The organism is Rhodococcus sp. F64268 (assembly GCF_023015605.1).
Classification (GTDB): Bacteria; Actinomycetota; Actinomycetes; order Mycobacteriales; family Mycobacteriaceae; genus Rhodococcus.
In genome coordinates this window covers 244,946-263,408 of record NZ_JALKAI010000002.1, presented here as the reverse complement: position 1 = coordinate 263,408, position 18,463 = coordinate 244,946, and the positions used below count along the sequence as shown (strand labels likewise).

The window sequence follows — 18,463 nt, the reverse complement described above, 5'->3', positions numbered from 1 at the left end:
TCGGGCTGTTCTGTCAGGGCTGCTCGTGGAGTCGCCACAGTGGGTTGACCGGCCCGTGACCGTGGCCGAGGTCGTACGACCATTCGAGGCACTTCGTCACCCATTCCTTCGCGAACGCCACCGCGTCCGGCACCGACCTGCCGTGGGCGAGCGCCGATGCAATCGCCGCCGCGAGCGTGTCGCCGCCACCGTGGTCGTTACCCGTGGCGAGGCGCGGGCTCGGGAACTCGAGGAATCGGTCGCCGTCGAACAACAGATCGGTGCTCGAGTCCGAAGTGCGCAGATGACCGCCCTTCACGATCGACCACTGTGCACCGAGCCCGTGCAGTGCTTCCGCGGCCTGCCTTGCGGTGCGGTCGTCGACCACCTCGATACCGGTGATGAGCCGGATCTCGTCGAGGTTGGGGGTGACGACGGTCGCCAGCGGGATCAGCGCCGAGCGGACGGCCTCGAGTGCACTCGCATGCAATAGGGGATCTCCATGCATCGACGCACACACGGGGTCCACGACGAGTGGGACGGCGGTGTCGCGGCCGATGCCGACCTCCGAGCACACGTCCGCGACCGCTTCGATGATCTCGGTCGACGCAAGCATGCCCGTCTTGGCCGCAGCCACTCCGATGTCGTCGACAACGCATCGCACCTGGGCTGCCACCGTCTCCGGTGGGATCTCGTGGAAGCCGCTCACCCCGACCGAGTTCTGCACGGTCACCGCGGCCACCGCGACACAGGCGTGGACACCGCACATCGCCATCGTGCGCGAGTCGGCCTGGATGCCCGCGCCTCCTCCGGAGTCCGTGCCGGCGATGGTGAGCACACGAATCGGGGTGTGGCCTTGTTCGGCCAGGGGAAGCAGCTGCACGGAGGTGACCCTACCGGTCGTCGTTCGGGCAGCTTCCGGTGTCGGCACTCTGTCGGGGGAGCGGTGCCCCAGCGCTGCGCACATGTGCTCTATAGTGGCGTGCGTCACACTAAGTATTGAGGTTCGGGGAGGCGCTCGTGATCAACTTGTCGACGGCGGAGGTGTCCGACAACGCCGATCAGAACCGATTCGAGTTGCGTCTCAATGGTGACCTCGTGGGCATTCTGGGGTATTTCGATTCCGAGCATCCGGCGGGCATTCCCGGGAGGGGGCGTCCCGTCGTCGATTTCCTGCACACCGTGATCGTCGAAGACTTCGGGCACCGTGGTCTTGCCGGCATCCTCGTCGGCGGGTCGCTCGACATCGCGAGGAGGCGAGGTTGGCGAGTGCGGCCGGTATGTACGTATGTGCAGAGGTATCTCTCGTCGAATCCGGGCTACCGCGATGTGATCGTGCCGATCGAGCCCGCTCGGAGAGTCTGACCCGAAAAATGTGAGCACTGCTCTTGCTTGATCGGCCCAAAGAGTGAACACTGATCTCGAAAGCGGTCGGTGTTCACTATTCGGGAGATCTCGCCATGAATCACGAAAATCCCCAACGACGCACGGTCGCCGCAACGCTGCTGGTGGTCGCGGGCATCCTGTTCGCTCTCTTCCCACTCACCCGGCCGTTCGCACCCGGCGGTGGAGCAGACACCCTCGAACAGTTCGGCTCGATCTGGTGGACGGTCGCGCATCTCGTCGGCGCCGCCGCATTCCTCCTGACGGCATTCGCGTTCGCGGAATTGCACATTGCACCGCGCGTCACCGCGGCGATCGGCGTCGGTAGCGCTCTGACCCTGCTGTACTTCGGATCCGAGACCTTCGCGCTGCACGAACTCACCGCCGTCGACGGCGATACCGCGCTCGAGCTTGCCGAACTGATCCGAACCGGAACCGCGGCGATGATCGCGTTCGGTGTGGGGTTGCTCCTCGTCGCTGTCGGGGTGATCGTCGTGCTTGTGTCAGCGGTGCGTAGGAGATGGACCCCGGTGCTTCCGGCGGGCATCACGGCTGCAGGATTTCTCCTGTACATCCCGCAGTTCTTCGTGTCGCCGACGCTGCGGATCGCGCACGGCGTCCTCATGCTGATCGGTTGCGCGTTGGTGGCGTACGAACTCGTGAAATCGGACCGGGCCCAGGACGTGGACGCGGCCGACGCCCCGGACTATTCGGCGAGGTCGACGATCACCGGTGCGTGATCGCTCGCGCCCTTGCCCTTGCGCTCGTCGCGGTCGATCGACGCGGACGTGACCTTCGCCGCGAGGGCAGGCGACCCGAGTACGAAGTCGATGCGCATGCCCTGCTTCTTCGGAAAACGCAGCTGTGTGTAGTCCCAGTAGGTGTACACGCCGGGCCCGGGCGCGTGCGGGCGCACGACATCGACGAAACCGGCCTCGGCGAACGCGGAGAATGCGTCGCGCTCGGGCTGCGAGGTGTGGGTCTTGCCTTCGAAGAACGCCGGATCCCACACGTCTTCGTCGGTGGGGGCGACGTTCCAGTCGCCGACCAGCGCGACCGGTTGGTCCGGGGCGGTGGAGAGCCAGCCCTGCGCGTCGGCGCGCAGCTTCGCGAGCCAATCGAGCTTGTAGGCGTAATGGGGATCGGTGAGCTCGCGGCCGTTGGGCACGTACAGGCTCCACACCCGGACACCGCCACAGGTGGCACCGATGGCGCGCGCCTCACGCACGGGGGAGACCTCGGGGTCCTTCGAGAATCCGGGTTGATCCTCGAAACCGATCTGCACGTCGTCGAGTCCGACACGCGAGAGGATCGCGACTCCGTTCCACTGGCTCAGGCCGACATGCGCCACCTGATAGCCGAGTTCTTCGAACCGGGCATACGGGAACTGCTCGTCCTTGCACTTCGTCTCTTGCATCGCGAGCACGTCCGTGTCGGTTCGTTGCAGCCAATCGACGATCCGATCGGTACGAGCACGGACCGAGTTCACATTCCAGGTAGCGAGGCGCACGGCCATTACTGTAGGCGACCTAGCCGACGGGCTCCGTCACGTACCCGTAGCGGTGGTGATTGACGAAACCCAACCCGGAATACAGCTCCCGGGACGCCGTGTTGTCCCCCTCGATCTGGACGTAGGCGTGGGTGGCGCCGAGTTCGCGGCCCCACCCCAGCAGCGATCCGCTCAGCAAAGTGCCCACGCCTCGCCTGCGATGCTCGGGGGCGACCTCGATCGCGCTCAGGCCGATCCAACGGCGGCCGTCGGGAGCGTCGGTGATCGCGGCCCGCCCGATCGCGACCGGCCGGGCCCCGGGCGGACCGATGCGGCCGAAACCGAGCGTGCCCGCAACGACCGCGCCGAGAACCGCGCCTGCGACCTCCGGAAGGTCGCCGCCTCGGTAGAGCGAGAGCCAGTCGCCGTCGGGTGCCGGAGAGACGACCACCGGGCCGACACTCGGGGGGAGCGGAACATTGTCGAGGTCTGCTGCCATCACCTGGACCCGGTTACCGCTGGGCACCCAACCGTCCGGAGTCGGAGCGAGTCGGTCGGGGAGCAGCAACCGCAGAGGCAGCCCCCGCTCGGCGAACCACTCACGCAGCCGTGCCCGCACGTCGGGATCGTTGGGGTGCCCCACGGTGCCGCGTGGTCCGAGAGGTGTCGCGGAATTGGCTCGCCCGGTGAACCCGCCACCGGCGCGCAGGAACCAGCCATCGATCCAGGCCTGTTCGAGACCGGGCCACCCTGCGGCCGCGGCGTGTTCGAGCGAACGGATCTCGGCGATGCGGATCGGGCGTGCAGACAGCGCCTTGAGCGCCACGACAGTGCTCGGTGAGATCTGGACGAGTTTCTTCTCAGCGGTACGCACGACCACCACCGGTTCGAGCGACACCAGCTCCCCGATGGCGTCGGTCATCGGATGGCTGTACCCCGCGGGCAAGCGATACCGGACGACGACTCGCGTGCCGAGCGGGATCGGCGCCTCGGCAGGGTTGTCGGTCGTCACCGGCTGGTCAGTCGTCATCGTCGTCGTGCCCGAACGGGTCGTCGACGCTCCCCGGCAGCCACGTGAGGCCGGGCACGCCCCAGCCCGCGCGCTTGATCGTCTTCTTGGCGGCGCGCGCGTTGCGTCCGATCAGGACGTCGACGTACAGGAAGCCGTCGAGGTGACCGACCTCGTGCTGCAGCATCCGGGCGAAGAACCCGTGACCCTCGATTTCGACGGGCTCACCGTTCTCGTCGGTGCCGGTGACCTTCGCCCAGTCGGCACGCCCGGTGGGGAAATTTTCCCCCGGGACCGAGAGGCAACCCTCGAGGTCGTCCTCTGGGTCGGGCATGGTCTCCGGGATCTCGGAGGTCTCGAGCACCGGGTTGATCACTGCACCGCGTCGGCGGATCACCTTGCCGGATGCGTCGCGATCCGGGCAGTCGTAGACGAACAGGCGCTTGGCGAGGCCGACCTGGTTCGCGGCGAGCCCGACGCCGTTCGCGGCGTCCATCGTCTCGTACATGTCGGCGATCAGTTGCGCGAGTTCCGCGGGGGTTTCGGTCACCGGGTCGGTGGGATTGTGCAGAACGGGGTCGCCGGTGATGACGATGGGAAGGATGGCCATGGTGAACCAGGATAATGCGCGCGAGTCGTCCCTTCGTCCGACCGGTATGTGTCGCACCCCCGTGATTGAATGACTCGCGGAAACACACAGGTGTAATTGTCATTGCGGTGTGATTCGAAGCAGTCGAGGAGTGAGATGGACGGCGCAGCAGCGCACGGTACGGACCCATCCGAGGCGGACGATGCGCGTCAGGTCGGCGAGAGCAGCCCGATCGACAGCGGGAGCCCGCACGATATCGGCGAGCACGGCCTGAGCCGTCGGGAGCACGACGTCCTGGCGTTCGAGCGGCAGTGGTGGAAGTACGCCGGCGCCAAAGAAGAGGCGATCAAGGAGTTGTTCGGGTTGTCCGCAACCCGCTACTACCAGGTGCTCAATGCCCTGATCGACCGTCAGGAAGCCCTCGCCGCAGACCCGATGCTCGTCAAACGACTTCGTCGATTGAGGTCCAGCAGGCAGAAGGCGCGCGCTGCTCGACGCCTCGGATTCGAGACGACACGCTAGCGCGCGGCACGTGTCGGCCGTTCGGGCAACTATGGTCGAAGGCGTGAGCAGAACCGCAGAGAACGCGAACCGGGGATCCTCCGGGTTACCGCTACGAGCCATTGCGATGCTGCTGATCTCCCTGGCGATCCTCTTCGCCGGGCTCGGATTCGCATCACTCGGCGGTTCGGATGAAGACGCGGCGTCGACAGCTGCGGCCACCACCGAAACCACCCCCGCGTCTGCGCCCGCGCCGGCGACCACCCGGCCTCCCGCTTCTGTGCCCGGCGCTGCGGGCGCCGCATCGGCGCCCACGGTTTCGGCAAGCCCGTCGGGGGCGGCCCCCGGCGCAGGGGCAGCGGGTGCAGGAACATCGGGCACTGCATCATCAGGCACTGCATCGTCGGGCACTGCATCATCAGGCACTGCATCGTCGGGTTCGCTCTCGGGCGCGTCTGCGTCGTCGGCGAGCGTGCGCGTCTACAACAACAGCAACGTCGCCGGGCTCGCTGCACAAACCGCTACCCTGCTCGAGGACGAAGGCTTCACGATCGCGGAGACCGGAAACTACAGCGAAGGCCTTCTGGCACAGACCTCCGTGTACTACGGCACCGGCTCCGGTGAGCAGGAAACCGCAGAGTCCGTGGCAGCCGCCCTCGGCGTCACCGCGCAGCCGCGTTTCGAGGGAATCGTGGATTCCGCACCGGGCGTGATCGTCATCGTCGCGGAGCCGTGAAACCGGTCGAGGCGGACGACAGTGCCGTCACGACGGGGCGCAGAATCGGGCCCCGCTATGATCAGATGACTTTTCGGTACTTCGAAGGAGCGGTTTGATGGCCCCCAGTTCCACTCGTCGCATGACCTGGCGTGCCCTGGCCCCGATCGTCGCGATTGCCGCGGTGGGCCTGAGTGCATGCTCGAACAACGAGGAAGCCACCACCGTGCCGGGCACAACGCCGCCGGTGTGGACGGGGTCGCCCGCGCCGGAAGGCGAATCGCACGGCAGCGATGCGCACGGCACCGATACGCAGGGCAGCGAGGCCGGGGCCGGCGCGTCCGGCGGCTCGGGTGCATCGCTCACCGCCGACCTGCAGAACGTCGCCGGCGACTCCGCGGGCACCGTCAGCTTCGCGGAGCACGACGGCAACGTCGAAGTCACCATCGAGGTCGAAGGTCTCGAGCCCGGATACCACGGCGTCCACATCCACGAAGTCGGCGTGTGCGAGCCCGAGTCCGCGCCTCCCGCCGGTGGCGAGCCGGGAGCCTTCCTGTCGGCCGGTGGCCACCTCCAGGTTCCGGGCCACACCGCGATTCCGGAGAGCGGCGATCTGCTTTCCGTCGTCGTCCACGAGGACGGCTCCGCGACCGCGACAGTCACCACCGCCGAGTTCACTCTCGAAGATCTCCAGGGTGAGCAGGGCACCTCGGTGGTCGTGCATCAGGACAACGCCGGCGACCGTCTCGCCTGCGGGGTCGTAGCCTGAGGGCACCAGCCGTAATTCCTCTCACAGGGCCCACCCGACCGGCACTCGGTCGAGTGGGCCCTGTGGTTGGATCGAGTGGTGGTTGTCGAATTTCCGGGTTCTCCGCGCCCGACACTCGGTGTGGAATGGGAGATCGCGCTGGTCGACAAGACCACCCGCGAACTGTCCAATACTGCAGCGGTCGTCTTCGATGCGGTCGGTGAGCTTCCGGGCGACACGCCGCGGCTGACCAAGGAGTTTCTGCGCAACACCGTCGAACTGGTCACCGATGTGCACGACACGGTCGGTGAGGCTGTCGACGATCTGAAGGAGTCGTTGGATCTCCTGCGGCGTGCCGCCGATCCGCTCGGCGTCGACCTGATGTGCGCGGGCACGCACCCGTTCGCGCAATGGACCGACCAGGTGGTCACCCAATCACCCGAATACGACGAGATGATCGAGCGCACCCGTTGGTGGGGCCGACAGATGCTCATCTGGGGCGTGCACGTGCACGTCGGAGTGTCGTCCTCGCACAAGGTCATTCCGATTCTCAACGCCTTGCTGGTCAAATACCCCCACATGCTGGCGTTGTCGGCGTCATCGCCGATCTGGGCCGGGCTCGACACCGGGTACGCGAGCAATCGGGCATTGATGTTCCAGCAGTTGCCCACCGCGGGTCTGCCGTACCACTTCGCAGACTGGGAGCAGTACACCCGCTTCATCGAGGATCAGCTCAGGTCGGGTGTCATCAGTAAACCTGGTGGAATGCACTGGGACATCCGACCCGCACCCAAGTGGGGCACGCTGGAAGTCCGGGTCTTCGACGGCATCACCAACGTGGCCGAACTCTCAGCGCTTGTCGCGCTCGTCCATTGTCTCGTCGTGTACTACGACGAATGCCTCGATCGCGGCGAAGAACTACCGACGCTCCAGCCCTGGCATGTCAAGGAAAACAAGTGGCGAGCGGCCCGCTACGGTCTCGACGCCGAGGTAATTCTCGACCCCGCGTGCCATGAGCGACTCGTCACCGACGATCTGCACGATCTACTCGAGCAACTCACCCCGACGGCGGTGCAACTCGGGTGCGCCGACGAACTCGCTGCGGTCGCCGAGATCCCCGTTCGGGGTGCGTCGTACCAGCGTCAGCGACGTGTCGCGGAGGGGCACGGAGGAAGCCTGCTCGCGGTCGTCGATTCGTTGGTCGAAGAACTACGCGGCTGAACACTTCCAGCGCGTCGCGTAGTAGATCTAGGCGCGGTACGGGGGGAAGTCTTCGTCGTCGAGGAGTCCGTCGCGACCGAGCTGCTCCCGGTACGCGATGCGGCCCACGCGATGCGCGATCACGGGTGCGGTGAGCACCATGAACATGCCCGCCAATGCGAGCATCCATACGTCGAACGAGCCCCACAGGTTGAGCATCGCCCCGCCGAGCACGAACAGCAGGCCGATGACCTGAGGTTTCGTTGCAGGGTGCATGCGTGAGAGGGTGTCGCGGAAGCGGACGACTCCGATCGCCGCGGTCAACGAGATGATCGCACCGATGAGGATGAAGACGTGTCCGACGATGTCGAAGAAGTGACTCATTCCTCGTCACGCACCCGGAATCGTGCGACGGAGACGGACCCGATGAAACCGACCAGAGCCAGTGCGACGACGGCCGGCGCAATCGTGGTGTCGCGGGTGTACACCATCCACGCCGCCAGACCACACATCGCGATGGCCAGCAGGGCGTCGACTCCGACGAGGCGATCGAGCGAGTTGGGTCCTGCCAGTACCCGATATCCGATCAGGAGGGCCGACGCGAACAGCAGAACGCCCGATATCACGAGCATCACGGTCATCATTACTCCGTTCCGCTTCGCCACGGGCTCGGCTGCCATTCCGAGTCCCGTTCGAATGTGTCGATGAGAAGACGTTCGATCAACCGTGCCGAGCGGTAGAAGTCGGCGACGGCTTTGTCGGTGCTGACGTCCAGCACGTGGACGTAGACGATCCGGCGAACCTGGTCGATCTCGAGCACCATGGTGCCCGGGATGTTGTTCATGATGTCGGTCCAGAGCGTGAGCACCAGATCGGATTTGATCGTCAACCGGCAGCGCAGCACCCCGGTGACCGGAGGTGCGGCGGGCCGGATCGCCAGCCATGCGACCGAGATCGTCGACTTGATCGACTCGAAGAAGATATACCCGCCCAGCCGCAGGGCAGACAGCAGATGGGCACGGCCTTCCACCGGAACTTTCGGCAGCGGCAGCAGTATCGCGAGGAGTCCCGCGACGAGGAGCCCCCCGAGAACATTGGCGATGCTCAGTGTGCCCCACAGCATCACCCACACGAATGCCATCCAGAGCACCACGGAGACGCGTAGCAGATTGCCGCGTTTGATCATGGCGTCTCTCCCAACACGGCTTCGATGTACACCGAGCGGTCACGCAGATTCTCGGCGGCACGGTCGCTGATGTCGAGCAGCGGCCCCGCGAATACGGTCAGTCCGAGCCCGATCACGACGAGCGCGATGGTGGGGACAACCATGCCCGTGGGCATCTTCCCGACGTCCGCTCGCTCCTCGAACGCGATGTCGGCTTCGGACTCGTCGATCAGTGCCGACGGTCCGATGTCGGCGAGGTCACCTTCCGGCGCGTCTGCGCGGGCCCGCCAGAATGCCTTGGCCCAGACACGGGCCACCGCGTACAACGTCAGCAGGCTGGTGATGGTGCCACCGGCGACGAGAATCCACGCGAGAGCGGATCCGTCTTCTGCCCCGGCCTGCAACAACGCGATCTTGCCGATGAAGCCGGAGAACGGTGGGATGCCGCCGAGGTTGAGTGCCGGGATGAGGAACAGGACGGCCAGGAGTGGACTGGTCACGGCCAGGGAGCCGAGTCGACGAAGTGACGCAGACCCCGCCTGTCGTTCGATCAGGCCCACGACGAGGAACAGCGTGGTCTGAACCAAGATGTGGTGTGCGACGTAGAAGACCGCGCCGCCGAGGCCGGTCTGGTTCGACAACGCGATTCCGAACACCATGTAGCCGATGTGGCTGACGAGCGTGAACGACAGGAGACGTTTGATGTCGTTCTGCGCGATTGCACCGAGGATCCCGACAACCATCGTCAGAAGACCGGCGATGAGCAGGACGTCGTCGAGTTCACCCTGCGGGAAGATCAGGGTGTGCGCACGGATGATCGCGTAGACGCCCACTTTGGTGAGTAGACCCGCGAAGACCGCGGTGACGGGGGCGGGTGCGGTGGGGTAGGAGTCGGGCAACCACGACGACAGCGGGAAGATCGCGGCTTTGATGCCGAACGCCACGAGCAGCACACCGAAGATCGCGGTACGGGTGCCTGAATCCACCTCGTCCATGCGCAGTGCCATCTGCGCGAGATTCAACGTTCCCGTAGCGGCATAGGCGAAAGCCATACCCATCAGGAAGATCATCGACGACACCATCGAGACCATGACGTACGAGACACCGGCGCGGACGCGGTCGGCGCTCGCACCCAAGGTCAACAACACGAACGACGCGGCGAGGAGCACCTCGAATCCGACGAACATGTTGAACAGGTCGCCTGCCAGGAACGCGATGTTCAGGCCCGCAGTGAGTGCGAGGTAGGTGGGCAGGAAGATCGACACCGGCTGTTGCTCGTTGCCGTCGTGGATACCCTGACCGACGGCGAACCACATGACCGACAGCAGCACGATCGCCGCGATCACGAGCATCAGCGCGGCGAGCCGATCGGCCACGAGAGAGATACCGAACGGTGCTTCCCATCCCCCGACCTGCACCACTTCGATGCCATCCTGATCGGCGAAGTAGAGCAGTGCCACTGCTACAGCGAGCGACGCGACGAGAGCCGAGATGGTGACGAAGCGCTGAGCCCGTGGCCGCCGGCCCAGGATCAGGGTGACCGCGGCCGCGAGCAGCGGAATGAGGATCGGCAGGGGAATGAGAACGGCGGTTTCCAAGGTCATCGGTCGCTCTCCTTCCCGTCGTCCTCGGTCTTTGCCTCGACTTCGCTGATCCCGCCCCTGTCGTCGGTGTCCTTGCCCTTGTCCTTCTGTTCGCCCTTGTTCTTCGGTGCGCGCTTGTCTTTCGGTGTGTGCGGCGGATTGCCGCTGCCGGGGTTGCGGGGATCGTCATAGGCGGAGTCGGTGGGATCGTCGAAATCACCGTCGTGCAGATCCTCGTAGACCTCGAGGTCCTCGATGTTGGTGAGGGCCTCGAGCGGGATCGGATTGCCTTCGGCGTCGAAGGCGTCGCCGCTCATGCTCGGTTCGCCGGTGACCGGGTCGTCGGAACGGTCGCGGCCCGGGGCCTCGGCAAGGGTCCGCCGCTGAGAGACCATGGTGTCCTCAGGGTCGTTCTCGACTTCGTCGCGTGCGCGGATGGAGTACGAGCGGTATGTCAGTGCGAGCACGAACGCTGCGACACCCATGGTGATCACGATCGACGTGAGCACCATGGCCTGTGCGAGCGGATCGGCCATGTCCTCGCGTCTCGCATTGTCGGACCCGACGATCGGGGGATCCCCGGCCGGGCCGCTGAGGGCGATGATCAGCAGATTGACGCCGTTGCCGATGAGGAGCAGGCCGAGCAGCATCTTGATGATGCTGCGTTCGAGCAGGAGATAGACACCGCAGGCGACGAGTACGCCGACGATGACGACCAGGGTCAGATTGGTGGTCATCGGCGCTCACCCACGACTTCGGCGTCGAGCCGGGCTCCGAGGCTTCGGAGCACATCGAGGATCAGGCCGACGACGATCAGGTACACACCCAGGTCGAAGAAGAGCGCGGTGACGAGTTTGACGTCGCCGATCAACGGCAGTGTCACCTCGAGAACCGCAGACGAGAGCACCGGCGCTCCGAGGAACAACGAGAACAATCCGGTGCCTGCGGACAATGTCAGTCCGAGTCCGAGGATCTTGCCTGCGTCGATGGGAACCGCCTCTCCGAGTTCGTATCGTCCCCCTGCCAGATAGCGCAGGACCAGAGCCAACCCTGCGACGAGGCCTCCGGAGAATCCGCCGCCCGGGGCATTGTGCCCGGCGAAGAAGAAGTACACCGACAGCACCATCATCGTGGGGAACACCAGCCGTGTGGTGACCTCGAGGACCAGTGACCGGTAGCGCGGATCGATCAGATCGCCTCCGCGCAGCCACGTGATCTCGGAGTTCGACCCCGCCGCATCGAGCTGGGCGGCGGGTGCATCGGAGACACGCGGTGCGGTACCGAACCTGCGGGTCCGGAATACCAGGCTCGCGACGCCGGTCGCGGCGACGAGCAGCACGGAGATCTCGCCCAGGGTGTCCCACGCACGGATATCGACGAGCAATACGTTCACCACGTTCTTGCCGTGGCCGAGTTCGTAGGCGAGTTCGGGAAGTTGCAGTGAGATCGGGTCGGCAGTGCGCGCGGCCACGGCGAACGCTCCCACAACGGTCACCACCGAACCCACTACGATGCCGAGCAGGGCCCGGGGGGCGCGTTTGCCGATCTCGGCTTGTCGATCGTTTTCGGGAGGCAGTTTCCGTAGCACGAGCACGAACATCACCAGGGTGACGGTTTCGACGAGGAACTGCGTCAACGCCAGGTCGGGGGCGCCCTGCAACGCGAACAGAACGCCGAGACCGTAACCGGTGACACCGACCATCAGGACGGCGGCGAGCCGGTTCCTCATGACCGTCGCGGCCAGTCCTCCACCGATCATGATCAGACCGACGGCGAACTGCCACGGCGTGTCCCACGCGCGTAGCTCCGGTGTGGTCCTCGCACCGAAGACGAACAACAGCACGGTGGGGAGCAGCGCGAGCGTGATGAGGATCGTGGCCTGTGTCAGCGGCAGGGAACCTCGCTGGATGAAACTCGTCAACCTCGTCGACAGGTTGTCCATGCCGCGCAGCGTTGCGTCGTAGATGCGGTCGGCGTTGCCGAGTGGCGGGTGCTCGAAACGAAGTCGTGCGGCCGTGCGGTGCGCGAGATAGAGGAGGACGCCGGCCACGATCACGACGGCGGTGAGGGCGAGTGGCAACGTCAAGCCGTGATACAACGCCAGGTGGTAGGGCTCGGCGAGTGAGGCGGCCAGCGTGTCGGCGTAGGGCGCGACGAGAGCGTCGACCCACGGCGCCGCGAAACCGGCTGCAAGTCCGGCGACCGCGAGCAGGGTGGGCGCCGACAGCAGCAACATGCCGGGAGCGTGAAGATTCTGCACCGACGGGCTGGGCCGTTTGAGCTGCTTGCGGCCGAATGCTCCCCAGATGAACCGGATGCTGTAGGCGAGGGTGAGGATCGACCCGAGCACCATGCCGCTGACGATGGCGATGCGTGCCCAGTCCGGAACCACGTCGGCGGACAGCGCTGCTTCGAGCGCGGCTTCCTTGCCGACGAAACCGATGAACGGTGGTAGGCCGGCCATACTCGCAGCGGCCATGGCCGCCACCACCGCCAGTATCGGAGTTCGCAAGCCGAGGTGGGCGAGCTTGCGGATGTCGCGGGTGCCCGTCGAGTGGTCGATGATTCCGACCACCATGAACAGGCACGCCTTGAACATGGCGTGCGCGATCACCATCGTCATACCGGCCAGGGCGGCTTCACGACTGCCGATGCCGACGAGCGCGGTGAGGAATCCGAGCTGGCTGACGGTGCCGAACGCGAGGATCAGTTTCAGGTCGAACGCACGGAAGGCGCGCCAGCCACCCAGGATCATCGAGGCGAGGCCCAGGGTGATCACGATCGGGCGCCACGGCGCCGCGTCGGCGAACGCCGGTGCCAATCGTGCCACCAGGTAGATGCCGGCCTTCACCATCGCGGCGGCGTGCAGATATCCGGACACGGGAGTGGGGGCGGCCATCGCGCCGGGGAGCCAGAAATGCAGCGGCACGACTGCGGACTTCGACAGCGCACCGATGAGCACCAGCACGATGGCAACACCGGCCAGCCAGCCTTCGGGTGCCACCTCGATCACAGCGGAGAGGTTGTAGCTGCCCACGAGCTGGCCGAGGATGATGATGCCGACGAGCATCGCGAGGCCACCGGCAGTGGTCACGAGCAGCGCCTGGGTGGCAGCTCGTCGACTCGACGCACGTTCGGCGTAGTGGCCTACCAGCAGGAACGACAGGACCGTGGTCAATTCCCAGAAGGTGTAGAGCACCAGCATGTTGTCGCTGGTGACCAGGCCGAACATCGCGCCGGCAAATGCCACCATCTCGGCTGCGAAGATTCCCAGACGCGGTTCGTCGTCCTCGAAATAGCGCGCGCAGTAGAGCAAGATCAGTGCGCCGATGCCCAGCACCAGCAGGCACATGATCGCGGAGAGGGAATCGAACCGCATGTCGATGTCCATCGACACCGCCGACGCCCACCGGATGCTCAACTCCTGCTCGGTGCCCCAGTTCGCGACGACCCAGCCGAGGCTCGCGAGCGGGACGAGCGCCAACGGCAGGAAAGCATTTCTCCCCATGACTCTGACCAGCGGCGGTGCCAGGATCGCGGCGACCGCGTGAGCGATGAGTATGGCGAGCAAAAGGCACTCCGTCGGGGTCGGGCCAGGCGGCGGCGTGAAACTGTTCTGTTCTCAGCAGTCTGCAGCGGCGATGACCGTCGCAGAATTGACAATGCGTTCGACACAAGAGCCGAAACGCGGGACGCCCCGACATGCGCGCCGTTCGCCGTTTAATGGGCAAACCGGAATGACCCCATACTAACGAGAGGCTTCGCATCGTTGCGAATCGGGGGTTGCGTGCGCGAAAGTGTGGCTCAGCGCACCTGCCAGGCGCAGACGGCGCCCGTCGCGGCGAGTGCGAGAGCCGTCCACATGGTGTCCGCCGGGAGTAACCAGACTGCTCCGATCACGGCGGTCAGTGGCACCGGGAGCGACAAGCCGAGTGCGGCAACCGGCGCGGATCCGGGTAGCGACGACGCGAGGGCCAGGCCTGTGCCCGCGGCGATGAGGGCCAGACGAACCGGCAGGGGAACGTTGTCGGCGAATTGTGGCCACAACACTGCCGCGGTCGAGACCGCCAGGGCCAGCGCGAGACCCGCGGCCGCGTACGGAATGTACGGGGAACAACACACGCCGAGAGCGGCGGCCGCGACCACGAGCAACGGCAGCCACCACTGCTCGCTACCGAACAGTTCGAGCATCACCGGGTATGCCGCAGCCACCGCGCCGATGACCGCCAGCACGAACCGGTCGTCTCCGGCAGGCACGACACGGGCGGTGACCTCGGCGCCGATCACCACCGCCACGAGAGCGCCCACCGCCACCACCCACATCCTTGCCCCTCCGGCACCGGACTCGGAGGTCACGAGTTCGCCGAGCAAGCGGTAGCCGACGGCCAGCACGCCCGCAGCGAGCGCCGTGACCGTGAGAAGTTGCGGATCGAACCGCTGGGTACGACCGCCGGACGTCGCGGTCAGTGCCGCGGCAACGAGCGTCACCAATGCGAGCGCCAGCAGCCACTGCGTGATCGTCCACCGCACCGAATCGATCGGCACCTCGATGCCGACCGCTGCCGCGGTGAGAAACGCAGACCACGCACCGGTGAGCAGCGCCCACGGTCCGTTCGGCACCGCCCATGCACCGGCGACGGCCGTGCCCAGCAGTACTCCCGTGGTACCGGAAGCGACCAGGCCTACGGCGGTCGAGGTGTCGGCAGAAGCCCCTGCAGGCACCAGGTAGCGGATGGAGCCGAGCACGAGAACGGCGCCTGCGCCCAACGACCACGCCGTCCGCGGGGATCCCGACCGTTGCAGGCCCACCACCGACACCACGGCGAGCACCGCGGTGATCATCGGCGAGAAATCACTGCGGGTGCCGGCCGGGAGTGCGGCCTCGCCAACCATCAGGACGAACACCGCGACCGCGCCGGCGCACGCAGCCGCAGCGAGCGCAGCCGGCACGCTCGCTCGCACGGACGTCGAGGTCGGCGACATGTCAGCGTCCGTCCGCGTACGCCCGTAGATGCTCGACCTGGACGGGATCGAGCGACGGCCTGACTGCCTCGCGGGCGGCGGCGACATCCTCGGAGGTCACCGCGGCCGCATCGACCCGCCGCCGCATCGCGGCCAGCGCGGCTTCGCGCAGCACCGCGGCGCAGTCGGCTGCGGAGTAGCCGTCGAGCTCTTCGGCGAGCGCATCGAGGTCGACGTCCTGGTCCAACGGCACCGACCGGCCCGCGGTCTTCAGGATCGCGGCGCGTGCTTCGGCGTCCGGCGGCGGCACGAACACCAGGCGTTCGAGCCGCCCGGGACGCAGCAATGCCGGGTCGATCAGATCCGGGCGGTTGGTCGCCCCGACCACGACGACGTCGCGTAGCGGCTCGACGCCGTCGAGCTCGGTGAGCAGCGACGCCACGACTCGATCCGACACCCCGGAGTCCGAACTCTGGCCGCGGCGTGGAGCGAGGGCATCGATCTCGTCGAGGAACACGAGTGAGGGCGCCGAGTCCCGCGCACGTTGAAACAGCTCTCGCACCGCTTTCTCCGACGCGCCGACCCACTTGTCCATCAGTTCGGCGCCCTTGACGGCGTGCACACTCAATCGCCCGGTACTCGCCAGCGCGCGGACGAGGAAGGTCTTGCCGCAGCCGGGCGGGCCGTACAGCAACACCCCGCGAGGCGGATCGACACCCAGTCGGGCGAACGAATCGGGATGCTGCAGTGGCCACAGCACTGCCTCGGTCAGCGCCTGCTTCGTCTCGACCATGTCGCCCACGTCGTCGAGACTTACGCTCCCGATCGCCAGCTCCTCCGAGCCCGAGCGGGACAGCGGCCGGATCACCTCGAGCGCGCCGACCAGGTCGTCCTGAGTCAGCTTCGGCTCGTCGGTGTCGCGGCTCGCGCGGGACGCGGCGCGCAGCGCAGCCTCGCGGCACAGCGCGGCCAGATCGGCGACCACGAAACCGGGGGTGCGTTCGGCGATCGCATCGAGGTCGAGACCTGTGGACGGCACCGCCCTCAACAGCACCTCGAGCTGGGCCCGGCGGGTGGCCCCGTCGGGCAGGGGCAGCGACAACTCGCGGTCGCAGAGCTCGGGTGTCCGCATCCGCGGATCGACGCCGTCGGGTGCGGCGGACGTCGCGACAAGCGCAACACCGTCCGTCTCGACCGCGCGGCGGAGCTGCTCGACGATCAGTGCCGCCACCGGTTCCGCGTCGGCAGGCAGCACGGTGTCCACATCGGTGACGAGCAGGACACCGCCGCTCTGCACCGCGTCGACGGCCGCGGTGATCCGCGCCAGCCGATCGGCGGCGGCGAGGGCGCCGACGCTCGGGCCGTCGACTTCGACGACGCGACGCTTCGCGAGTACCGCCCGGGCGAAGGTGGTCTTTCCGACCCCCGCGGGGCCGGTGATCATCACACCCAGGTGCGGAGATGCACCGAGGGTTCGCAGCAGTTCCGGTTCGTCGAGGGCGAGCCCGAGCCATTCGGAGAGCTTGCTCACCTGCGCCTGTAACCCGACGAGGTCTTCGACGGAACGCGGCGACGGCCGTTGAGGCTCCGCCTCGGATACGTGTCCGGAAACTGGTGCGGTGACCGACATGGTGGTGGCCGCCGCGGGCGCGGGCACGGCGCTACCCCCGTGGCTCCAGGCGACCGCGGTGTTCGGTTGAATGCTGACCGGCCCCGACGGATCGACCGCCGCGACGGTGAGCAGCTCTGTTGTCCAGGCGATGCCGAATGTCCGTGACAGTGCGCGCGTGGTGTCGGCGCTGCTGGTTCCGGGGCCGAGATCGCGCGGCAGCAGCGACACCGCGTCGCCGACGGTGACGACCTTGCCGAGCAGCGCCTGCCGCAAGGTGGCGTCGGGGATCGCGGTGCTGGCCAGGGCAGAGCCCGAGACGGTCACCGAGCGTGCTCCGTACACGGTCACCGATCCGACGATCACCGTGGCGTCCTCGCGTAGCCCGGTATTGGAGAGCGTCACGTCGTCGAGCAGGATCGTCCCGGTGGGGGTACCCGCCGGTGCGTGCCCCGCGACGGCCGCGGTGCGTCGCGCCCCGGTGAGCGCGATCGCATCCCATTCGCGGAGTCCGAGCGCGGTGAGCACCTCCGGGTGCAGGCGGACGAGTCCGCGGCGGGCATCGGCCGCGGAAGTGTTGAGCCGGACGGTCAGCGCGAGTTGTGGGGTGGTCACCCGCACGAGCCTAGATCGTGGTCAGCCTCCGCGCGGGCGACGCAGCCCGAGGCGCGCCGAGGAACGCCCCGTGGCTGTGAGCATGCGCCGGCCGACGGCGCGGCGGGGCCGCAGCGCGCGGGACTCGGCGCGGATCGCCCGACGTTCGGACGGTTTGATGTCCCATGTCGCCGGGCGCGCTGCCACCCACCGCTTCGAGCGGATCGCGAAGGGAATGTGCACGAAGTACACGCCCACCAGCACCAGCATCAGGACGAACGGGTAGGTGACCAGCGCTGCCGCACCGGCGGCCACGAGCGCCAGGAGAAGGATCGCGAGACGCGGCGGTACGGATACGGACTTCATCGCGAGGGTCGGGATCCTGCTGACGATCAGGCCGGCGGAGATGAGCGTCCACGCGACGACAAGTGGGAACGAGGTCCACCATCCGTCTCCCCACTGGATGTACGCCGCAATCGGGCTCAACGCGATGATGGCGCCGGCAGGTGACGGCACGCCCACGAAGTATTCGCGGGCGTAGGCGGGGACGGAGTCGTCCTCGAGCAGGGTGTTGAATCGGGCAAGACGCAGAACGATGCTCACCGCGTACAGCAACGCGATGATCCAGCCCAACGCGCTGCCGTCGAGCAACGTCACATACAGCACGAGCGCGGGCGCGACGCCGAATGCGATGGCGTCGGAAAGCGAGTCGAGTTCGGCGCCGATCTTGCTGGTCGCATCGAGCAAGCGCGCGATGCGACCGTCGAGCGCGTCGAGGACCGCGGCAGCCCCGATCATGCCGAGGGCGATGCCGAGTTCCCCGTCGAGCGCAAACTTCACGGCCGACAACCCGGCAGAGAGCGCAAGGATCGTGATCACGCTCGGAAGCAGGCGCACCGCTGCCGGGCGACTTCTGGTCGCGTGGTTGTCATCCTCT

19 protein-coding genes are annotated in these 18,463 nt (G+C 66.7%); 6 read left to right on the top strand and 13 right to left on the bottom strand.

Annotation, left to right across the window (positions count from 1 at the left end):
• Nucleotides 1-13: 13 nt before the first annotated feature.
• On the bottom strand, nt 14-862 hold the full coding sequence (thiD, locus tag MWU77_RS05735; RefSeq protein ID WP_169686964.1) for a bifunctional hydroxymethylpyrimidine kinase/phosphomethylpyrimidine kinase: 849 nt from the start codon (nt 860-862) through the stop codon (nt 14-16).
• A 137-nt stretch (nt 863-999) separates the two neighbouring features.
• On the opposite strand from thiD, the gene MWU77_RS05730 reads away from it, so the two are divergent.
• Nucleotides 1,000-1,344 carry a GNAT family N-acetyltransferase gene (locus MWU77_RS05730; RefSeq protein ID WP_374229813.1) on the top strand — a complete coding sequence of 115 codons (345 nt, stop codon included), beginning with the start codon at nt 1,000-1,002 and terminating at the stop codon, nt 1,342-1,344.
• A gap of 95 nt (nt 1,345-1,439) precedes the next feature.
• Entirely contained in the window at nt 1,440-2,102 is a 663-nt protein-coding gene (locus MWU77_RS05725) for a hypothetical protein (protein WP_247273143.1), read from the top strand.
• Here MWU77_RS05725 and MWU77_RS05720 read toward each other — a convergent pair.
• Genes MWU77_RS05720 through MWU77_RS05710 form a run of 3 tightly spaced genes read right to left on the bottom strand, consistent with a single transcriptional unit; the run spans nt 2,069 to nt 4,470 of the window.
• A complete protein-coding gene (locus tag MWU77_RS05720; protein ID WP_169686962.1) occupies nt 2,069-2,872 on the bottom strand; it encodes an exodeoxyribonuclease III in 804 nt (267 codons plus the stop codon). The two genes, MWU77_RS05725 and MWU77_RS05720, sit on opposite strands and share 34 nt — an antisense overlap.
• Before the next feature lie 19 nt (nt 2,873-2,891).
• Nucleotides 2,892-3,881 carry a GNAT family N-acetyltransferase gene (locus tag MWU77_RS05715; protein ID WP_247273142.1) on the bottom strand — a complete coding sequence of 330 codons (990 nt, stop codon included), beginning with the start codon at nt 3,879-3,881 and terminating at the stop codon, nt 2,892-2,894.
• Nucleotides 3,871-4,470, bottom strand: a complete 600-nt coding sequence (locus MWU77_RS05710) for a peptide deformylase (protein ID WP_169686960.1) — start codon at nt 4,468-4,470, stop codon at nt 3,871-3,873. The genes MWU77_RS05715 and MWU77_RS05710 overlap by 11 nt, the downstream gene beginning before the upstream one ends.
• A gap of 135 nt (nt 4,471-4,605) precedes the next feature.
• Here MWU77_RS05710 and MWU77_RS05705 point away from each other — a divergent pair, with 135 nt between their 5' ends.
• From MWU77_RS05705 to MWU77_RS05690, 4 genes are all read left to right on the top strand, one after another.
• A complete protein-coding gene (locus MWU77_RS05705) occupies nt 4,606-4,971 on the top strand; it encodes a DUF3263 domain-containing protein (protein WP_169686959.1) in 366 nt (121 codons plus the stop codon).
• 31 nt (nt 4,972-5,002) lie between these two features.
• Nucleotides 5,003-5,686, top strand: a complete 684-nt coding sequence (locus tag MWU77_RS05700) for a LytR C-terminal domain-containing protein (RefSeq protein ID WP_169687423.1) — start codon at nt 5,003-5,005, stop codon at nt 5,684-5,686.
• Nucleotides 5,687-5,783: 97 nt separating this feature from the next.
• Nucleotides 5,784-6,434 (top strand): superoxide dismutase family protein, encoded by a 651-nt coding sequence (locus tag MWU77_RS05695; RefSeq protein ID WP_247273141.1) that lies wholly within the window; start codon nt 5,784-5,786, stop codon nt 6,432-6,434.
• A gap of 78 nt (nt 6,435-6,512) precedes the next feature.
• Complete coding sequence (locus MWU77_RS05690; RefSeq protein ID WP_169686957.1) at nt 6,513-7,634, top strand: glutamate--cysteine ligase; 1,122 nt, start codon at nt 6,513-6,515, stop codon at nt 7,632-7,634.
• A gap of 27 nt (nt 7,635-7,661) precedes the next feature.
• Here MWU77_RS05690 and mnhG read toward each other — a convergent pair whose 3' ends face one another.
• From mnhG to MWU77_RS05645, 9 genes are all read right to left on the bottom strand, one after another.
• On the bottom strand, nt 7,662-7,997 hold the full coding sequence (gene mnhG / locus MWU77_RS05685; RefSeq protein WP_169686956.1) for a monovalent cation/H(+) antiporter subunit G: 336 nt from the start codon (nt 7,995-7,997) through the stop codon (nt 7,662-7,664).
• Nucleotides 7,994-8,254: a monovalent cation/H+ antiporter complex subunit F gene (locus tag MWU77_RS05680; protein ID WP_169686955.1), complete on the bottom strand. Its 261-nt coding sequence runs from the start codon at nt 8,252-8,254 to the stop codon at nt 7,994-7,996. Before MWU77_RS05680 ends, mnhG begins: the two co-directional genes overlap by 4 nt.
• 2 nt (nt 8,255-8,256) lie before the next feature.
• Nucleotides 8,257-8,796, bottom strand: a complete 540-nt coding sequence (locus MWU77_RS05675) for a Na+/H+ antiporter subunit E (RefSeq protein ID WP_169687422.1) — start codon at nt 8,794-8,796, stop codon at nt 8,257-8,259.
• Nucleotides 8,796-10,382, bottom strand: coding sequence for a Na+/H+ antiporter subunit D (locus MWU77_RS05670; RefSeq protein WP_169686954.1), 1,587 nt, complete (start codon nt 10,380-10,382; stop codon nt 8,796-8,798). Before MWU77_RS05670 ends, MWU77_RS05675 begins: the two co-directional genes overlap by 1 nt.
• Entirely contained in the window at nt 10,379-11,098 is a 720-nt protein-coding gene (locus MWU77_RS05665; RefSeq protein ID WP_169686953.1) for a Na(+)/H(+) antiporter subunit C, read from the bottom strand. The genes MWU77_RS05670 and MWU77_RS05665 overlap by 4 nt, the downstream gene beginning before the upstream one ends.
• Nucleotides 11,095-13,932, bottom strand: a complete 2,838-nt coding sequence (locus MWU77_RS05660) for a Na+/H+ antiporter subunit A (RefSeq protein WP_169686952.1) — start codon at nt 13,930-13,932, stop codon at nt 11,095-11,097. The genes MWU77_RS05665 and MWU77_RS05660 overlap by 4 nt, the downstream gene beginning before the upstream one ends.
• 233 nt (nt 13,933-14,165) lie before the next feature.
• Entirely contained in the window at nt 14,166-15,344 is a 1,179-nt protein-coding gene (locus MWU77_RS05655; protein ID WP_169686951.1) for a hypothetical protein, read from the bottom strand.
• Nucleotide 15,345: 1 nt separating this feature from the next.
• Nucleotides 15,346-17,547: an AAA family ATPase gene (locus MWU77_RS05650; protein WP_169686950.1), complete on the bottom strand. Its 2,202-nt coding sequence runs from the start codon at nt 17,545-17,547 to the stop codon at nt 15,346-15,348.
• A 21-nt stretch (nt 17,548-17,568) separates the two neighbouring features.
• On the bottom strand, nt 17,569-18,423 hold the full coding sequence (locus MWU77_RS05645; protein ID WP_169687421.1) for a phosphatidylcholine/phosphatidylserine synthase: 855 nt from the start codon (nt 18,421-18,423) through the stop codon (nt 17,569-17,571).
• Nucleotides 18,424-18,463: the final 40 nt, after the last annotated feature.